Origin of the sequence: Flavobacterium humi (assembly GCF_004745595.1) — a bacterium.
Classification (GTDB): Bacteria; Bacteroidota; Bacteroidia; order Flavobacteriales; family Flavobacteriaceae; genus Flavobacterium; species Flavobacterium humi.
Map to the genome: position 1 here is coordinate 468,175 of NZ_SRLH01000003.1, position 15,123 is coordinate 483,297.

A 15,123-nucleotide genomic window follows, 5' to 3' on the forward strand; every position below is an offset into this window, starting at 1 on the left:
ACACACAAACTATGGCATTAGAAAATATAATCTTAGAGCACGAAAAAGGGATCGCGACTATTTTTATCAACCGGCCTGAAAAATTGAATGCTTTAAACAAAGCGACAATCCAGGAACTGCACGATACATTGAAAATGATTGATGCCAATCCGGAAGTTAAAGTCATTATCCTGACGGGAAGCGGGGAAAAGGCGTTTGTGGCCGGAGCCGATATTTCGGAGTTTGCCCATTTTTCAGCTAAAGAAGGTGCTTTGTTGGCGGCAAAAGGACAGGAGTTATTATTCGATTTTGTAGAAAACCTAAAAACACCGGTTATTGCGGCCATTAACGGATTTGCGCTTGGCGGAGGATTGGAACTGGCTATGTCGTGCCATTTCAGGATCGCATCGGATAATGCCAAAATGGGATTGCCGGAAACCTCTTTAGGAGTGATCCCGGGTTATGGAGGCACCCAACGTCTGGCTCAACTAGTAGGAAAAGGACGCGCTATGGAAATGATCATGACAGCAGGGATGATTACTGCCGAAGATGCTTACAGGACAGGATTGGTCAACCATGTGGTACCGCAAGCGGATTTGTATGCAACGTACCAGCAATTGGCCAATAAGATCATGAAGAATTCACCGGTGGCTATTTCCAAAGCCATCGAATCGGTAAATGCCGGATTCAAAGATGGAGTAAACGGTTACCACACCGAAATCAGGACATTTGGGGAATGTTTCGCCACACAGGATTTCAAGGAAGGGACCACTGCTTTTTTGGAAAAAAGAAAAGCGGAGTTTACCGGAAACTAAATAAAAAAAGAGAGCTTAATTGCTCTCTTTTTATTTTTCCCCATTCCATTCGGCGTAAAATTGGGTCAGGAAATTTTCCATGTACTGGTGTCTTTCCAAAGCGATTTTCTTGCCGCTTACGGTGTTCATTTTGTCCTTTAAGAGTAAAAGCTTTTCGTAAAAATGATTCAACGTAGGTGAATTGTTGTTCTTGTACTCTTCTTTATCCATGTTCAGTTTCGGTTCGATTCGAGGATCGTATAAAGGCCTGTTTTTGAACCCGCCATAATTGAAAGTCCTGGCAATTCCTATGGCGCCAATAGCATCCAAACGATCGGCATCCTGAACAATTTCCAGCTCTTTGGAATTGAATTTCCTTTCAAAATTGCCACCTTTGAACGAAATATTTTCAATAATGCCAACCACATGCGCAATGGTTTTTTCATCGGCATTTTGCGTTTGAAGGAAATCCCGGGCCGTTTTGGGGCCAATGGTTTCGTCACCGTCATGGAATTTACTGTCCGCGATATCATGGAGCAAAGCACCTAAGGCCACTACGGTTATGTCGCAGTTTTCTCCTTCGGCAATTAAAAGGGCATTTTTATAGACGCGTTCTATGTGGAACCAATCATGGCCTCCTTCGGCATTTTCCAGTTGTTTTTTTACAAAATGTATGGTATTCTCTATAATGCTCATCACTATTTCGGTTAAAAAAATCCTTTCGGAAGGAAAGGATTTGAGTTGTTATTTTACTAAAGCGGGCTGGACCCATTTGAATAATTTTTCTTCGGCCGGGACAATCATCCGTTCGGCTACTCTTGTCATCCTTGCCGGTAATTTCATCAGATAGTCACGTGCTTTTTCGGCTTCGTCGGTCAGGTTTGAAATTTTGTCGATTTCCCAGCGGTTGATCAGTTTTTGAAGGATATCAACATAATCCATTGCTGTATACACACCAATGCGTTGCGCCGATTCTGAAAATTTTTCGAAGGCCAGTCCTATACTCTCTCCCGATTCGCGGATCAGGTGGGCGGGCATCGTGATTTTTTGCTTCATCATATATTGGAAGGAAAGCATCATCTCGCTTGGATCTACTTTAAAGATACGTTCTACAAATTCGCTGTAGGCATGGTGGTGGCGCATTTCGTCCCCGGCGATTAAACGGCATATTTTGGATAATTTGTGGTCCCCGAATTTTTTAGCCAATTGGGCCACACGGTTGTGCGAAACGTAAGTAGCCAATTCCTGGAAACTGGTAAAGACAAAATTTTTGTAAGGATCTCTATCGGTTCCCGGATCAAAACCGTCGTTGATTAAGTATTGGGTGGTGATTTCCATTTCACGCATATTGACACGGCCCGACAAGTACAGGTATTTATTGAGGAGATCCCCGTGGCGGTTTTCTTCCCCGGTCCAGTGCCGAAGCCATCTTGACCAGCCGTTGTCCGGTTTTTGTGAAACCCCTTCCACATCCATTAGCCAGGATTCGTAAGTAGGCAAGGCTTCTTCGGTAATGGTATCGCCAACAAGGACAACCCAAAAATCATAAGGGAGTTCTTTGGCAATTTCTCGGAGTTCTTTTACGTCTTCAAAAAAAGTATCTTTTTCGGAATCCGGTAATAAATCTGACGGCTGCCATATTTTTTCAACGGGAATCAGATAGTTTTCAACGAAAGTATCGATATCTTTTTCCAGAAGCTGCATGACTTCCAGACGTACGTTTTGTGCTGACATAATTTTAATTTTTTATCCCTTGAACCACTGCATTTTCAGTTTTTTCCATTATTTCAGGGAATGAATAATCCTTCACGGCTATAGGCTCATGAATGGTGAATTGTAATTTGTTGCCCAAACCCATTGGAAATGTGCCATAACGGACCATTTTCCATGAGTTGTTTATAGAAATCGGTACAATATAAGCCGATGGGGCATATTTGCACAGAATTTTCAATCCGCTTTCCGAAAATCGTTTCGGTACGCCGTTTTTGCTTCGCGTCCCTTCCGGGAAAATCACCGCGGAACGGTTGGTCTTTTCAATATATTCCGCCAGGCCTTTTATAACCGGCAAGGCCTGTTTGGGATCTTTCCTGTCAATAAGTACAGATCCGCCGTGCCGCAAATTGTAGGAAACGCTCGGAATGCCTCTTCCCAGTTCTTTTTTGCTGACAAATTTTGGATGAGAACGTCTTAAATACCAAATAATCCCAATAATATCATACAAACTCTGATGGTTGGCTACAAAAATGACCGGTACGTTTTCCGGAACCAGGTTTACATTTTTGAAACGGTATGTCGTGCCTAAAATAGCAGTGCATTTTGCCAGGAAAAAATTCAGGTAATCTACACTTTTCTTGTGTGCCTGATAGCCGAATACATTCAAACAAACCCATTGTATTGGATGAAAAATCAACAAACATAATCCAAAAGCGATGTAATAAACGATCGATATTGGGTATGACATTATTTTTTGCATTTAAAAAGGTATTTTATACAAAGATAAGGCATTAAATAAAAAAAACCACGCAAAAACGTGGCTTCTATTTTTAATCTTTCAAAATTAGCAAAATTCGTTGAAAGCGTCTTGAAGGTTTTCCGCGATTAGTTCTGCCGGACGGCCCTCAATATGATGGCGTTCTAGCATATGCACCAACTCCCCGTTTTTAAACAAAGCCATGCTTGGCGATGATGGAGGAAAAGGGAACATGTGCTGGCGGGCAGCATCTACCGCTTCTTTATCGACACCGGCAAAAACAGCCACTAAGTGATCCGGTCTTTTAGCTCCTTCCAAACTCATTTTTGCTCCCGGGCGGGCATTTCTTGCCGCACAGCCACATACTGAATTTACCACTACTAAAGTTGTTCCTTCTTTTGCGATAGCATTCTCTACTGCATCAGCGCTATATAAATCTTGAAAACCCGCATCTGATAATTCAGCACGCATTGGTTTAACCATTTCTTCTGGATACATAATTTTAATTTCTAAAGTTTAGTGATGCAAAGTTACAAAGATTCTCTTCTAACTGTATCGGGATTAATAGGATTTTAACGAAAGGCCGCTTTACGAATCCATCAGGCTTTGGAGAAGGTCTACAAATTGGCCTACATGGTAACCGTCTAGCAAGGCATGGTGTGCATGTACGGACATTGCCATTGTTTTTTTTCCGTTTTCTTCCATCATTTTCCCAAAGGAAATTTTCGGGCAGCTATCCGGAAAAGTAAAGCTCCTGCCATGGGAGAGCGAAGTGAAATTTACCCAAGGCAAAGAGGAAAAATGGATTAGGTTGATGCCAAAGCCCCGCGTGATGAGCCCGGGAGTGTTTTGGATCCGCTGGATTTCTTCTGCTGTTGTTTTGGCAAAAATAGTTATATCGGGTGAGTAAGGCATGTAGGAAAACCCGAAAGTCTGATCATCCCTCATGATGGTAGCGGACGCATCGACCTGGTCATAGATAAATACCTCACCTTCCACAATCCGGTACCTGAAACTCTCAATGGCATTTACTGCGCTTAATGTGGCATGCAGGTAATAGGTAAAAAAGGAAATGCCGGATTCTTTTGCTTTGGCATAAGCTTTGGTGCAATCGATGGAAGTGGTGATCCCGAAAAAGGGTTCTTCCATTTGTTTGAAGAATAAGAAATGTTCTTTCCGATTCCAATTGTCAAGGTCTAATTTTGTTCTCACTATAATAGGAAGGGTAAAATGTCTGTAATTTTTTCTAAAGTCCTGAAATTAGGATGGATTACTTTATGGTCAATCCTTTCGTGCGCCCAAGTGGTATGGAATGGGATGTGCACGGCGTGGCCGCCAATGCCAAGTACGGGCAACACGTCAGATTTTAAGGAATTCCCGATCATGAAGAATTCTTCCGGCAGGATATCCAGGCGCTGTACCAATTTCCGGTAATCGACTTCCTGTTTGTCGGACATGACTTCGATATGATGGAAATAATGGCCAAGTCCCGAACGGTGCAATTTGCTCTGTTGGTCTTTCAAATCTCCTTTTGTGGCGACCACAAGTTTGTATTTTCCGTGAAGGGTTTTGAGCGTATCTTCAACACCGTCGAGCAGTTCGATCGGTTTTTCGAGCAATTCTTTTCCGTAAACGATGATCTTCTCAATGGTTTCTATGGAAATGGTCTGGTTCGAAATTTTCATGGCCGCTTCAATCATGGAAAGGATATACCCTTTGATCCCATAACCGTACAAAGGCAGGTTTTGGATTTCAATCCTGAGCAATTCCTGCGATAGCCCCTGATGCGACAAATAATCTTCCATCAGGCCACAGAATTTCTTTTCGGTTTCCTCAAAATAAGGTTCGTTGACAAATAAGGTGTCATCGGCGTCGAAAGCAATAACTTTTAGATTCATTTTGTATCGGATTGGTCTAAAAAAGAAATTGGCCATTAGTTAAAACGGAGCAATTCCATAGCAATTATTTTACATCTATTGTTCCTGAAAGCTACTCGTCCTCCTTTTCGATTGCGTCTTCGAAATCAGGATACAAAAACTTGTTATACGGAAACCTTGTAATGTGGATTTCCCGGACCGCTTCATACACCTTCTTACGGAATTCTTCGAAATTTTCCTTTTGCGTGGCCGAGATGAACAAAGCATTATCGGCACCTACATTGCTCATCCAGGTGTTCTTCCATTCTTCCAACGTATAATGTTTGGTCGTTTTTTCGGTAATCAGGTCATCGGCGTCAATGGTCAGGTGGCGGTAGGCGTCAATTTTATTGAAAACCATGATGGTCGGTTTATCGGCGCTTTTTATATCCAATAAAATCTTGTTGACAGATTCTATATGGTCTTCAAAATCCGGATGCGAAATATCCACCACATGAAGCAATAAATCGGCTTCGCGGACTTCGTCTAACGTGCTTTTGAAGGAATCTACCAATTGTGTGGGTAATTTCCGGATGAACCCTACGGTATCGGAAAGCAAAAACGGCAGGTTTTTAATCACGACTTTGCGGACAGTCGTATCTAAAGTGGCAAACAATTTGTTTTCTACAAAAACATCGCTTTTTCCTATAGCATTCATCAGTGTCGATTTGCCCACGTTCGTGTAACCGACCAACGCTACCCTCACCATTGCCCCGCGGTTGCTGCGCTGGATGGATTGCTGCTTGTCGATTGTCTTGATCTTATCTTTCAGAAGGGAAATCCTGTCCCGGACAATACGGCGGTCCGTTTCAATTTCGGTTTCCCCGGGGCCACGCAACCCGATACCTCCTTTTTGGCGTTCGAGGTGTGTCCACATCCCGGAGAGCCTTGGCAAAAGGTAAATGCACTGGGCCAATTCCACCTGTGTCCTGGCATAGGAAGTTTCCGCTCTTTGGGCGAAAATATCCAGGATGAGATTGGTCCTGTCCAAAACTTTGCAATCCAGTATTTTGGAAATGTTTTTTTGTTGGGATGGAGACAACTCATCATCAAATATCACCGTTGAAATTCCATTGTCCTTAATATAGTAACTGATTTCTTCCATCTTTCCTGTTCCGAGGAAAGTTTTCGGGTTTGGCTTGTCTAATTTCTGGGAAAAGCGCTTTACTACCTCACCACCAGCGGTAAATGTTAAAAAATCCAGCTCATCCAGATACTCTTTCAACTTTTCCTCGGATTGATTTTGGGTGATTATTCCTACAATAACCGTTTTTTCGAAATTTATTTTCTCTTTTTCTAACATAGTGTGAATAAAGCACAAAACTACTAATTTGTGGCGAAACTTTGCATTTTCTTTACCTCTAATACGTAATTCATCGAAAAAAATCGAACATTTTTGACTTAAATCTTATAGAATTGTTAATTTTTTTTACATTTGGGGATTAATCAAACTAGTTAACCGAAAATATTACAACTATGAAAAAAATTACTTTTGGTTTTTTCATGATGCTTTTACCTTTCCTGAGTTTTGCCCAGGTAATAGATGAAGGCTTTGAAGGAGCCACTTTCCCTCCTACAGCTGCTGTGCCAGGGAACTGGGCCGTTTTTGATAACGGTGTAGGAACAGGTTCTAATTGGACCGAAACAACAAATGCTGCCCTTGTGCATTCAGGTGCAAAAGCGGCATTCGTGGATCGTGAAGGTATTGGCTCAGGGAATACCTCACAGGATTGGCTTGTGACACCGCGTATAACGGTGCCTGCAAACGGTCAGTTACGATTTTTTACCAGGCAGACATTAATTGGTAATAATGGTTCAACGTATGAGATAAGAATCTCAACGGACCCTGTACAGAGTAACTTGGCAGGATTTAATGCAACCCCATTGCAATCCTGGACTGAAACAACTTTAAATGCCACATACAATGTGTATGAGGAGAAATTAGTTAGTTTAAGTGGTTATGCAGGCCAGCAGGTCTACATTGCTTTCGTTAAAGTTCATACGCAAACAGGCGGATCAACAACAGGAGACAGATGGCTCGTGGATGATGTGAAAGTTTTGCAACAATGTTTGGATCCGACGGCTTTGGGTGTTGGAACCATAACACCGACATCGGCTGTATTGTTATGGACAGCCAATGGAGGAGCAACGACTTTTGATGTGGAAGTTATTCCGGCAGCCGCTAGTCCACTAGGAAATCCAAGCCCAGGTGGTGCAGGAATTGCAAATAACCAGCCTTTTGGAGGATTGACTCCTGGAACGGCTTACAAATATTATGTAAGAGCAGTTTGCGGAGGAGGAAATAACAGCCAGTGGGTTGGTCCGTATACCTTTTTGACGACTCCGGCAGGATCTATATGTAGTTCTCCGATAGTAATTGGAGGATTGCCTTTTAGTCAAAGTAGCAATACGAATTTATATGGTGATGAGGTAGATACTCCTCAAGGAGCCGGTTGTGCCGGTGGTGCGACAAATTATATGGCTGGTGCAGAAGTGTTTTATTCTTATACACCAACTTTTACAGGAAATATTACGATTTCAATGACACCAACAGGTGTTAGTTCAAGTTTATATGTTTACAACGGTTGCGCAAATGTGGGCGTAAGCTGTTTGGGCGGTGTGGCCGACAATACAGGGAATCCTAGGGTAATCCAGCCATTGGCCGTTACTGCAGGACAAACGTATATTATCGTTATCTCTTCAAGTACGACTCCGGCTGCCGGAATTCCGTATTCTTTGGTTATACAACAGTTTAATTGTACGCCACCAGTTGGTTTGCCTACAACGAATATCAATACAACCAGTGCTGATTTGTCTTGGACAAACCCTACAGGGGCTACAGCTTGGGAAGTGGCGGTACAACCGGCAGGATCTGGTATTCCAACAGGAGCAGGTCAGCCAGCAGCTACCAACACAAACTTTACAGTAGGTCCTTTGACTCCTGCAACAGCATACCAATATTGGGTAAGAGCTGATTGTGGTGGAGGTGTTTTCAGTTCTTGGGCTGGACCATATACATTCAGTACCGCTATATGTGACGCGGTTGACAGATGTGATTTCGTTTTCAGGATGACTGACTCTTTCGGAGACGGTTGGAATGGAGCGCGAATGGAAGTAAGACAAAATGGAGTAGTAGTGGCCACTATCGGTTCTACATTTACAGCAGGGGCAGGACCAATAAATATTACGGTTCCTTTATGCCAGAATTTCCCTTTTGAATTGCATTGGACTGTTCCGGGAAGTTTCCCTGGAGAAGTTGGGGTTTCTGTAATCAATAACTTCGGACAGACTTTATATAATAAACCATCTGGTACTGGTTCTGCGCCTTCTTTATTATATACATCAACTTTCAGTTGTTCTACACCGGCATGTTTGCCTCCTACGGCATTAACAGCAACAGGTATGACTACTACAACTGCGAATTTAGCATGGAATGGAGCAGGAGCCACTATGTGGGATGTATATGTAGTAACAAACGGATCAGCTGCTCCGGATGCATCTACTGTACCTACGTATAATGATATCACGACAAACGCTCAAGTTGCCGGGCCGCTATTGCCGCTTACAACGTATCAGTTTTATGTAAGAGTTGTTTGTTCAGGAACAAGCAATAGTATTTGGGCAGGACCGGTTACTTTCACAACGTTACCAACATGTCCTCAACCAACTGCTTTAACTGTTTCTAATATTTCTATGAATTCAGCTACTTTAGCGTGGACTGAAGCACAAACGGCAACAGCTTGGGATATTTATGTGGTTGATGCTGGATCTGCAGCTCCGACTGCAACATCAACACCTACATTCCCTAGTGTTACCAATAATTTCTCAGCAACAGGATTGTTGGCTGGACATTGCTATGAGTACTATGTAAGAGCAGTATGTTCTCCTACGGATTCAAGTTTATGGTCAGGGCCGAAATCATTCTGTACAACTATTTGTTTACCAGCAAACCAGTGTAATTACACCTTCAGATTAACGGATTCATTCGGTGACGGATGGAACGGAGCTAGAATGGAAGTAAGACAAAATGGTATTGTTGTAGCTACTTTAGGAGCAACATTCACTACAGGAGCAGGACCAATAAATATCCTTGTACCTCTTTGTGATGATATTCCGTTTGAATTGCATTGGACTGTTCCGGGAAGTTTCCCTGGAGAAGTAGGAGTGTCAATTATCGATCCTTTTACAGATGTTTTATATACAAAAGCACCTGGTGTAGGTTCTGCGCCGTCATTGTTATATTCAGATATGGCTCAGTGTACACCTCCAACTTGTGCTAAACCTATTACATTAGGAGCGAATACAATTACGCAAACAACAGCTAACTTAACTTGGGTACAACCAGCAGCGCCTGGATCTCCGGTAGGAGGATGGCAAATTGTTGTTCAACCAGCTATTTTAGGAGCGCCTACGGGAGCTGGAACTCCTGCTGCAGCAACAACGTTTGCAGCTGGAAGTTTAACACCAGGTACCTTATATGAGTTCTACGTAAGAACGGATTGTGGGGCAGCTGATGGTTTAAGTGGATGGGCTGGACCGTTTGCATTCGGAACTCAGGTTTCCAATAACGAATGTGCACAGGCAATTGTTGTTCCTGTAAATGACGATGCATCTTGTGCTTTGTTTGGAAGTGGTTCTGTTATCGGGGCGACAGGTTCGTTACCGGCAACAGCTTGTGGAGGAACGGCAAATGATGACGTTTGGTTCCAGTTCACGGCAACTTCGACAAAACATTATATCAACTTGTTTAACGTTGCAGGTTCTACGACAGATTTAAATCATGTTGTATATTCAGGTACATGTGGTGCTTTAGTACAGCAAGGTGCTTGTCAATTGAACAATAACAGTATCATTTCAGGTTTGACTATCGGAAATGTGTACTATGTAAGGGTTTATACGGCTACGGCTACTACAAACCAAACAACAACGTTTAATATCTGTATTGGAACAGTTTCTACTTGTAGTACTGCGGAAGCAACATGCTCTAACCCGACGGATCCGTTTATTTTCCCAAATACAACAGGAGTTCCAAGTGAAGGGCAGCAAGCTTGTTTGTTTACCAATCCAAACCCGACGTATTACTTCATGACGATTTTGCAATCAGGAAACTTATCTTTCCAAATCACGCAAAATACTGCTTTTGATGCAGCTGGTAACCCAACAGGAACTGGTCTTGACGTTGACTTCGTTGCTTGGGGGCCATTTACATCTAATTCTGCAGCTTGTGGTAATTTAGGTAACGGATGTCCTACACCAGGAGCGTGTCCTAACAATACGACAAACCCAACATTCTATCCGTATGTACCGGGTAATATCATGGACTGTAGTTATTCTGCGGCACCGGTTGAGACATTTACAATCAATAACGCGGTTGCCGGTCAGGTATACGTAATTGTAATTACTAACTTTAACGGAGCACCTGGATTCATCAGATTTGACCAGACGAACTTTGGTGTACCTGGATCAGGATTAACTGACTGTTCTATCGTATGTGAGGTAGATTTAGGACCGGATCAAAACTTATGTGGAGTTTCTTCTGTAGTTTTAGATTCTCACTTGAATAACCCATTGGCAACATTTGTTTGGAAAAAAGGTACAGATGTTATTGTGGGAGCTACTTCTTCAACATATACTGCTACTGAATCAGGAACGTATACCGTTATCGGAACATGCGCACCAAATGATGTACAGGATTCAATGGTCTTGAATTTAGGACCTAACGTGATCATTGGTGACCAACCGGATTATGCACTTTGTGATGATGCTTCAAATGACGGTATCGCTACTTTTGACTTGTCAACATTGACAACAGGTATCCTTGCAGGTTTAGATCCAAACTTCACTTATAACATAACATATCATTATAATGAAGCAGATGCTTTAACAGGTCTAAATGCTATCAACCCGGCAATTCCTTATACAGGAGCTTCTCAAACGATTTTCATTAGAGTCGTAGCGGTAGGATATCCGGTATGTAACACTATTGTACCTCAAAACTTAGTAGTTAAGCCAACGCCAATTGCGACGCTTACTTCTTCTGATGCGGACAATACGATCTGTAGTAATGAAACAGCGACTATTAGCGTTAACCCGGTTAACTTCGTGGCAACAGACGCTACGTATACCTGGACATTAAATAGCAATCCGATTGCAGCAACAGGTTCTCAAATTACACCAACCGCCAGCGGTACTTATGGTGTGACAATCAACTTGAACGGATGTACTGCACCGTTGACATTGACCTTTACAATCAATGCTCTTCCGGACTTTGGAATAACAGGAACCAACCTTGTTAAGTGTGCTAATGAAACAGCGGTACTTACTGTAGCTCCAAACGTTCCGTTTGCTGCTGGTGTTACGTATTCATGGACTCATGACGGTAACCCGATGCCAGGTGAAACAGCTGCTACTTTGAGCACGACAGCGTATGGTATTTTTGCCGTAACGGTGAATAATCTTGGATGTACAACAACGCATCAAATAGAGATCACGTTAGATTCGACGAATATTCCAATCAATACTGTAGGAGAATGTCAAGGAAGCAACTATATGATTACTGCAACCCCTCAAGGAACAGGAACATATACATATGACTGGTATAATGGAAACGACCTGACAACACCAATTGTTGACGGTGATGCTATCGGATCTAGTTTCAATGTAACTGCATATGCTAATGCTAATAATATATCTTCTTTCCCTGTCACTTTCGTAGTTAAGGTAACTACAACTCCGGAAGGATGTACTGATAGCGAAACATTTGTTGTGGAAAGCCCTCTTTGTACTATTCAAAAAGGTATTTCTCCTAACAATGATGGTGATAATGACGAATTCGATTTAAGAGGTTTAGGTGTGAGACAATTGAGTATCTTCAACAGATATGGTACCAAAGTTTACAGTTTGGCAAACTATACCAACGAATGGAAAGGTCAGTCAGATAAAGGGAATATCTTGCCGGACGGAACATATTACTATGTAATTGAACAAACCAGCGGCGAAACCAAGTCAGGTTGGATATATATTAATAGATAATTAAAAATTGGAAAGCAGTCTGCCGGTAACAGGCAGACTTGCTTTACTAACCAAATAAAAACTAACAAATGAAAAAATTATTTTTCACAACAGTTGTTGCTTTGATGGCAATTTATGATGTTCAGGCTCAACAAGATCCGCATTATACACAATACATGTATAATATGAATGTTATCAATCCAGCTTATGCAGGATCTAAGGAAAACCTATCGCTTGGGCTTTTGTACCGCAAGCAGTGGGTTGAAATTGAAGATGCACCGACAACATTTACCGCGACTGGGCATTCTCCGGTGGGGAAAAATGTAGGATTGGGACTTTCTGTTATTTCAGATAAAATCGGACCGGTTGAAGAAACCAATATTTACGGAGATTTCTCCTATACACTTAATTTAGGAGGTGAGCATAGGTTAGCCATGGGTATTAAAGCGGGTGTTTCTTTGCAGAAAATAGGACTAAACAGCCAGATCGCAAGTACACTACCGGTACCTACTGACGGCGCTTTCTCTGAAAACACTTCAAACTCTGATTTAAACGTCGGGGCCGGATTGTTCTACTATACAGATAAATACTATTTGGCTTTTTCGATCCCAAACATGCTCGAAGCGACTCATTTGGATTATAACGGCGTTCAGTACGGATCTGAAGTACAACACTATTTCTTAACGGGAGGATATGTTTTCAATTTATCCCCATCAACGAAGTTCAAACCGTTCTTCATGGTGAAATCAGCATTTAATGCTCCTACTTCATTTGATATATCGACTAACTTCCTGTTCTTTGAAAAATTCGAAATCGGAGCTACTTATAGAATTGATGATTCTTTTGGTGGTATGGTAAACTATAAAGTTTCAGATGGAATTCGAGTGGGTTACGCTTACGATCATATCGTTTCGGATTTGAAAGTGGCTACACCTTCATCACATGAATTTATCTTGTTGTTCGACTTGAACTTCCCTAAAAAAGTATCAAGTTCTCCACGTTATTTCTAAAATATTAAAGAAAACAAAATGAAAAAAATATACATAGCTTTAAGTTTTGTTCTAGCCATCTCAGCAAGTAACGCTCAAAACAAAGACACTAAAATTGGAGACAAATTGTTCTCGCAATATGAGTATGTTGATGCCGCTAAGGAATACTTAAAATTAACTGATAAAGGAAAAGCAGACGTTTATGTTTATAAGCAATTAGGGGACTGTTACTATAACGTATTCAATTCGGTTGAATCTGAAAAATGGTACGCAAAAGCAGTAACGTCACCACAAGATGCTGAAACATATTTCCGTTATGCACAAATGCTGAAGGCTAACAAGAAATACGACCAGGCAAATGCCATGATGCAGAAATTTGCAGCTTTGGCACCAAATGACAACCGGGCTAAAAGTGTTCAGGATGATGCGAATTACCTAACTAAATTATTGGGGAAAGCAAAATTATTCGAAGTTTCTTCATTAGGGTTCAATTCCAAATATTCGGATTTTGGTGCTTATTTGAAGGACAACGTTATCTATTTCGCCTCTGCCAGGAATACGGCACGTAAAACCTACGAGTGGAACGACCAGCCTTTCCTTGATATTTACAAGACAGATTTCAAAGACGGCCAGGCAGGTAACCTTGCTATTGCTGTTGAGGATTTGAACACAAAATACCATGAAGGACCAATTACCATAAGCGCGGATGGGAACACTGTTTATTTTTCACGCGAGAGCTTCTTTGACAAGAAAGGCGTTAAAACGCAGGATAAGAAAGCGAACATGGGTAAAATGAATATTTTTAAAGCGACTAAGGATGGAGAAAAATGGGGTAATGTTACTTCGGTTTCTTTCAACGGAAAAGACTTTAATACCAGCAGCCCTTCTTTAAGCAAGGATGGTAAAACACTTTATTTTATTTCCGATATGGCCGGGACTTTGGGTAAAACCGATGTTTGGAAAGTTGCCATAAACAGCGATGGTTCTTTTGGGACTCCTGAAAATTTAGGGAATAAAGTGAATACGGAAGGAAATGAATTATCCGCTTTTATCGCAGATAACAATACTTTGTATTTCGCTTCTAACGGAAGAAAAGGTTTGGGCGGACTTGACGTTTATGCTTACGACCTGAACACAAATGCAGAAGCTATCAACCTTGGGAAACCGGTAAACAGTGAGAAAGACGATTTCGGCTTTACATTCAACCAAGAACAAAATACGGCTTTCTTATCCAGTAACCGTGACGGTGGTGCAGGGGATGATGACATTTACCTGGCTATCCCGGTTTGTAATGTGAACCTGGTTGTTTCCGTACGTGATGCTAAAACCGGAGCAACATTATCAGACGCAGTGGTTTCTGTGGTAGATGAAAAGAAAAATGTGGTTGCCAAAGGAAATTCAAACGAAATGGGTAATGCTAATTTCCCATTGGATTGCAACAAGCAGTATTTCGTAAATGTGGACAGGAACGGATATTCCAGCAATGTCTTTACAATGGACAAATCCAAAGGTGGAGAAGTTGCTTTAAATGCTGATTTGGCTCCTATTGAAGCTATTATTACTGAAACGGAAGTTATTCTTAACGATATTAATTTCGAATACAACAAAAGCAATATCACCGAACAAGGTGCTGCCGAGTTGGATAAGTTAGTAGCGGTAATGGTACAATATCCGGAGATGGTTATTTTTGCGAAATCCCACACGGATTCACGAGGAGACGACAAATACAATATGGCGTTATCTGACCGTAGAGCAAAATCAACGGTTCAGTATGTAATTTCTAAAGGAATCGCTAAAGAAAGAATTACCGGTAAAGGTTTTGGAGAATCTGAGCCTAAAGTAAATTGCGGCGCTGATTGTACAGAAGAGCAACACGCTGAAAACCGTCGTTCTGAGTTTATGATCGTTAAGAAATAATACATTTCTATATATTAAAAAGGCCTCGTTGAAGAACGGGGCCTTTT

11 protein-coding genes are annotated in these 15,123 nt (G+C 41.7%); 4 read left to right on the forward strand and 7 right to left on the reverse strand.

All coding sequences use genetic code 11. From position 1 onward, the window contains the following. The first annotated feature begins 11 nt into the window (after nucleotides 1-11). The gene (locus E4635_RS07340) at nucleotides 12-794 is read left to right on the forward strand and encodes an enoyl-CoA hydratase/isomerase family protein (protein ID WP_135525980.1); all 783 of its coding nucleotides are present in this window, start codon (nucleotides 12-14) and stop codon (nucleotides 792-794) included. A 30-nt stretch (nucleotides 795-824) separates the two neighbouring features. Here E4635_RS07340 and E4635_RS07345 read toward each other — a convergent pair whose 3' ends face one another. The 7 genes from E4635_RS07345 to hflX all read right to left on the reverse strand — a co-directional run bounded on the left by E4635_RS07345 (nucleotide 825) and on the right by hflX (nucleotide 6,462). Next, nucleotides 825-1,469, reverse strand: a complete 645-nt coding sequence (locus E4635_RS07345; RefSeq protein WP_169630217.1) for an HD domain-containing protein — start codon at nucleotides 1,467-1,469, stop codon at nucleotides 825-827. A 48-nt stretch (nucleotides 1,470-1,517) separates the two neighbouring features. Further along, a complete protein-coding gene (locus E4635_RS07350) occupies nucleotides 1,518-2,507 on the reverse strand; it encodes an acyl-ACP desaturase (RefSeq protein WP_135525982.1) in 990 nt (329 codons plus the stop codon). A 4-nt stretch (nucleotides 2,508-2,511) separates the two neighbouring features. Then, a complete protein-coding gene (locus tag E4635_RS07355; RefSeq protein ID WP_135525983.1) occupies nucleotides 2,512-3,246 on the reverse strand; it encodes a lysophospholipid acyltransferase family protein in 735 nt (244 codons plus the stop codon). 84 nt (nucleotides 3,247-3,330) lie between these two features. Continuing rightward, nucleotides 3,331-3,741, reverse strand: a complete 411-nt coding sequence (locus E4635_RS07360; protein WP_135525984.1) for a BrxA/BrxB family bacilliredoxin — start codon at nucleotides 3,739-3,741, stop codon at nucleotides 3,331-3,333. 90 nt (nucleotides 3,742-3,831) lie between these two features. Further along, nucleotides 3,832-4,455, reverse strand: a complete 624-nt coding sequence (locus tag E4635_RS07365) for a chloramphenicol acetyltransferase (RefSeq protein ID WP_135525985.1) — start codon at nucleotides 4,453-4,455, stop codon at nucleotides 3,832-3,834. Then, complete coding sequence (locus E4635_RS07370) at nucleotides 4,455-5,141, reverse strand: HAD family hydrolase (protein ID WP_135525986.1); 687 nt, start codon at nucleotides 5,139-5,141, stop codon at nucleotides 4,455-4,457. Before E4635_RS07370 ends, E4635_RS07365 begins: the two co-directional genes overlap by 1 nt. Nucleotides 5,142-5,232: 91 nt before the next feature. Continuing rightward, nucleotides 5,233-6,462 carry a GTPase HflX gene (gene hflX / locus E4635_RS07375; protein WP_135525987.1) on the reverse strand — a complete coding sequence of 410 codons (1,230 nt, stop codon included), beginning with the start codon at nucleotides 6,460-6,462 and terminating at the stop codon, nucleotides 5,233-5,235. 173 nt (nucleotides 6,463-6,635) lie between these two features. On the opposite strand from hflX, the gene E4635_RS07380 reads away from it, so the two are divergent. From E4635_RS07380 to E4635_RS07390, 3 genes are all read left to right on the forward strand, one after another. Further along, a complete protein-coding gene (locus E4635_RS07380; RefSeq protein ID WP_135525988.1) occupies nucleotides 6,636-12,191 on the forward strand; it encodes a fibronectin type III domain-containing protein in 5,556 nt (1,851 codons plus the stop codon). A 68-nt stretch (nucleotides 12,192-12,259) separates the two neighbouring features. Continuing rightward, nucleotides 12,260-13,180 carry a PorP/SprF family type IX secretion system membrane protein gene (locus E4635_RS07385; RefSeq protein ID WP_135525989.1) on the forward strand — a complete coding sequence of 307 codons (921 nt, stop codon included), beginning with the start codon at nucleotides 12,260-12,262 and terminating at the stop codon, nucleotides 13,178-13,180. 18 nt (nucleotides 13,181-13,198) lie between these two features. After that, a complete protein-coding gene (locus E4635_RS07390) occupies nucleotides 13,199-15,076 on the forward strand; it encodes an OmpA family protein (RefSeq protein WP_135525990.1) in 1,878 nt (625 codons plus the stop codon). Nucleotides 15,077-15,123 lie beyond the last annotated feature (47 nt).

Bases quoted from the DNA above. Each gene is read 5' to 3' on its own strand.
- E4635_RS07340 (WP_135525980.1), top strand. From the start codon at position 12: ATGGCATTAGAAAATATAATCTTAGAGCACGAAAAAGGGATCGCGACT.
- E4635_RS07345 (WP_169630217.1), bottom strand. From the start codon at position 1,469: ATGAGCATTATAGAGAATACCATACATTTTGTAAAAAAACAACTGGAA.
- E4635_RS07350 (WP_135525982.1), bottom strand. From the start codon at position 2,507: ATGTCAGCACAAAACGTACGTCTGGAAGTCATGCAGCTTCTGGAAAAA.
- E4635_RS07355 (WP_135525983.1), bottom strand. From the start codon at position 3,246: ATGCAAAAAATAATGTCATACCCAATATCGATCGTTTATTACATCGCT.
- E4635_RS07360 (WP_135525984.1), bottom strand. From the start codon at position 3,741: ATGTATCCAGAAGAAATGGTTAAACCAATGCGTGCTGAATTATCAGAT.
- E4635_RS07370 (WP_135525986.1), bottom strand. From the start codon at position 5,141: ATGAATCTAAAAGTTATTGCTTTCGACGCCGATGACACCTTATTTGTC.
- hflX (WP_135525987.1), bottom strand. From the start codon at position 6,462: ATGTTAGAAAAAGAGAAAATAAATTTCGAAAAAACGGTTATTGTAGGA.
- E4635_RS07380 (WP_135525988.1), top strand. From the start codon at position 6,636: ATGAAAAAAATTACTTTTGGTTTTTTCATGATGCTTTTACCTTTCCTG.
- E4635_RS07385 (WP_135525989.1), top strand. From the start codon at position 12,260: ATGAAAAAATTATTTTTCACAACAGTTGTTGCTTTGATGGCAATTTAT.
- E4635_RS07390 (WP_135525990.1), top strand. From the start codon at position 13,199: ATGAAAAAAATATACATAGCTTTAAGTTTTGTTCTAGCCATCTCAGCA.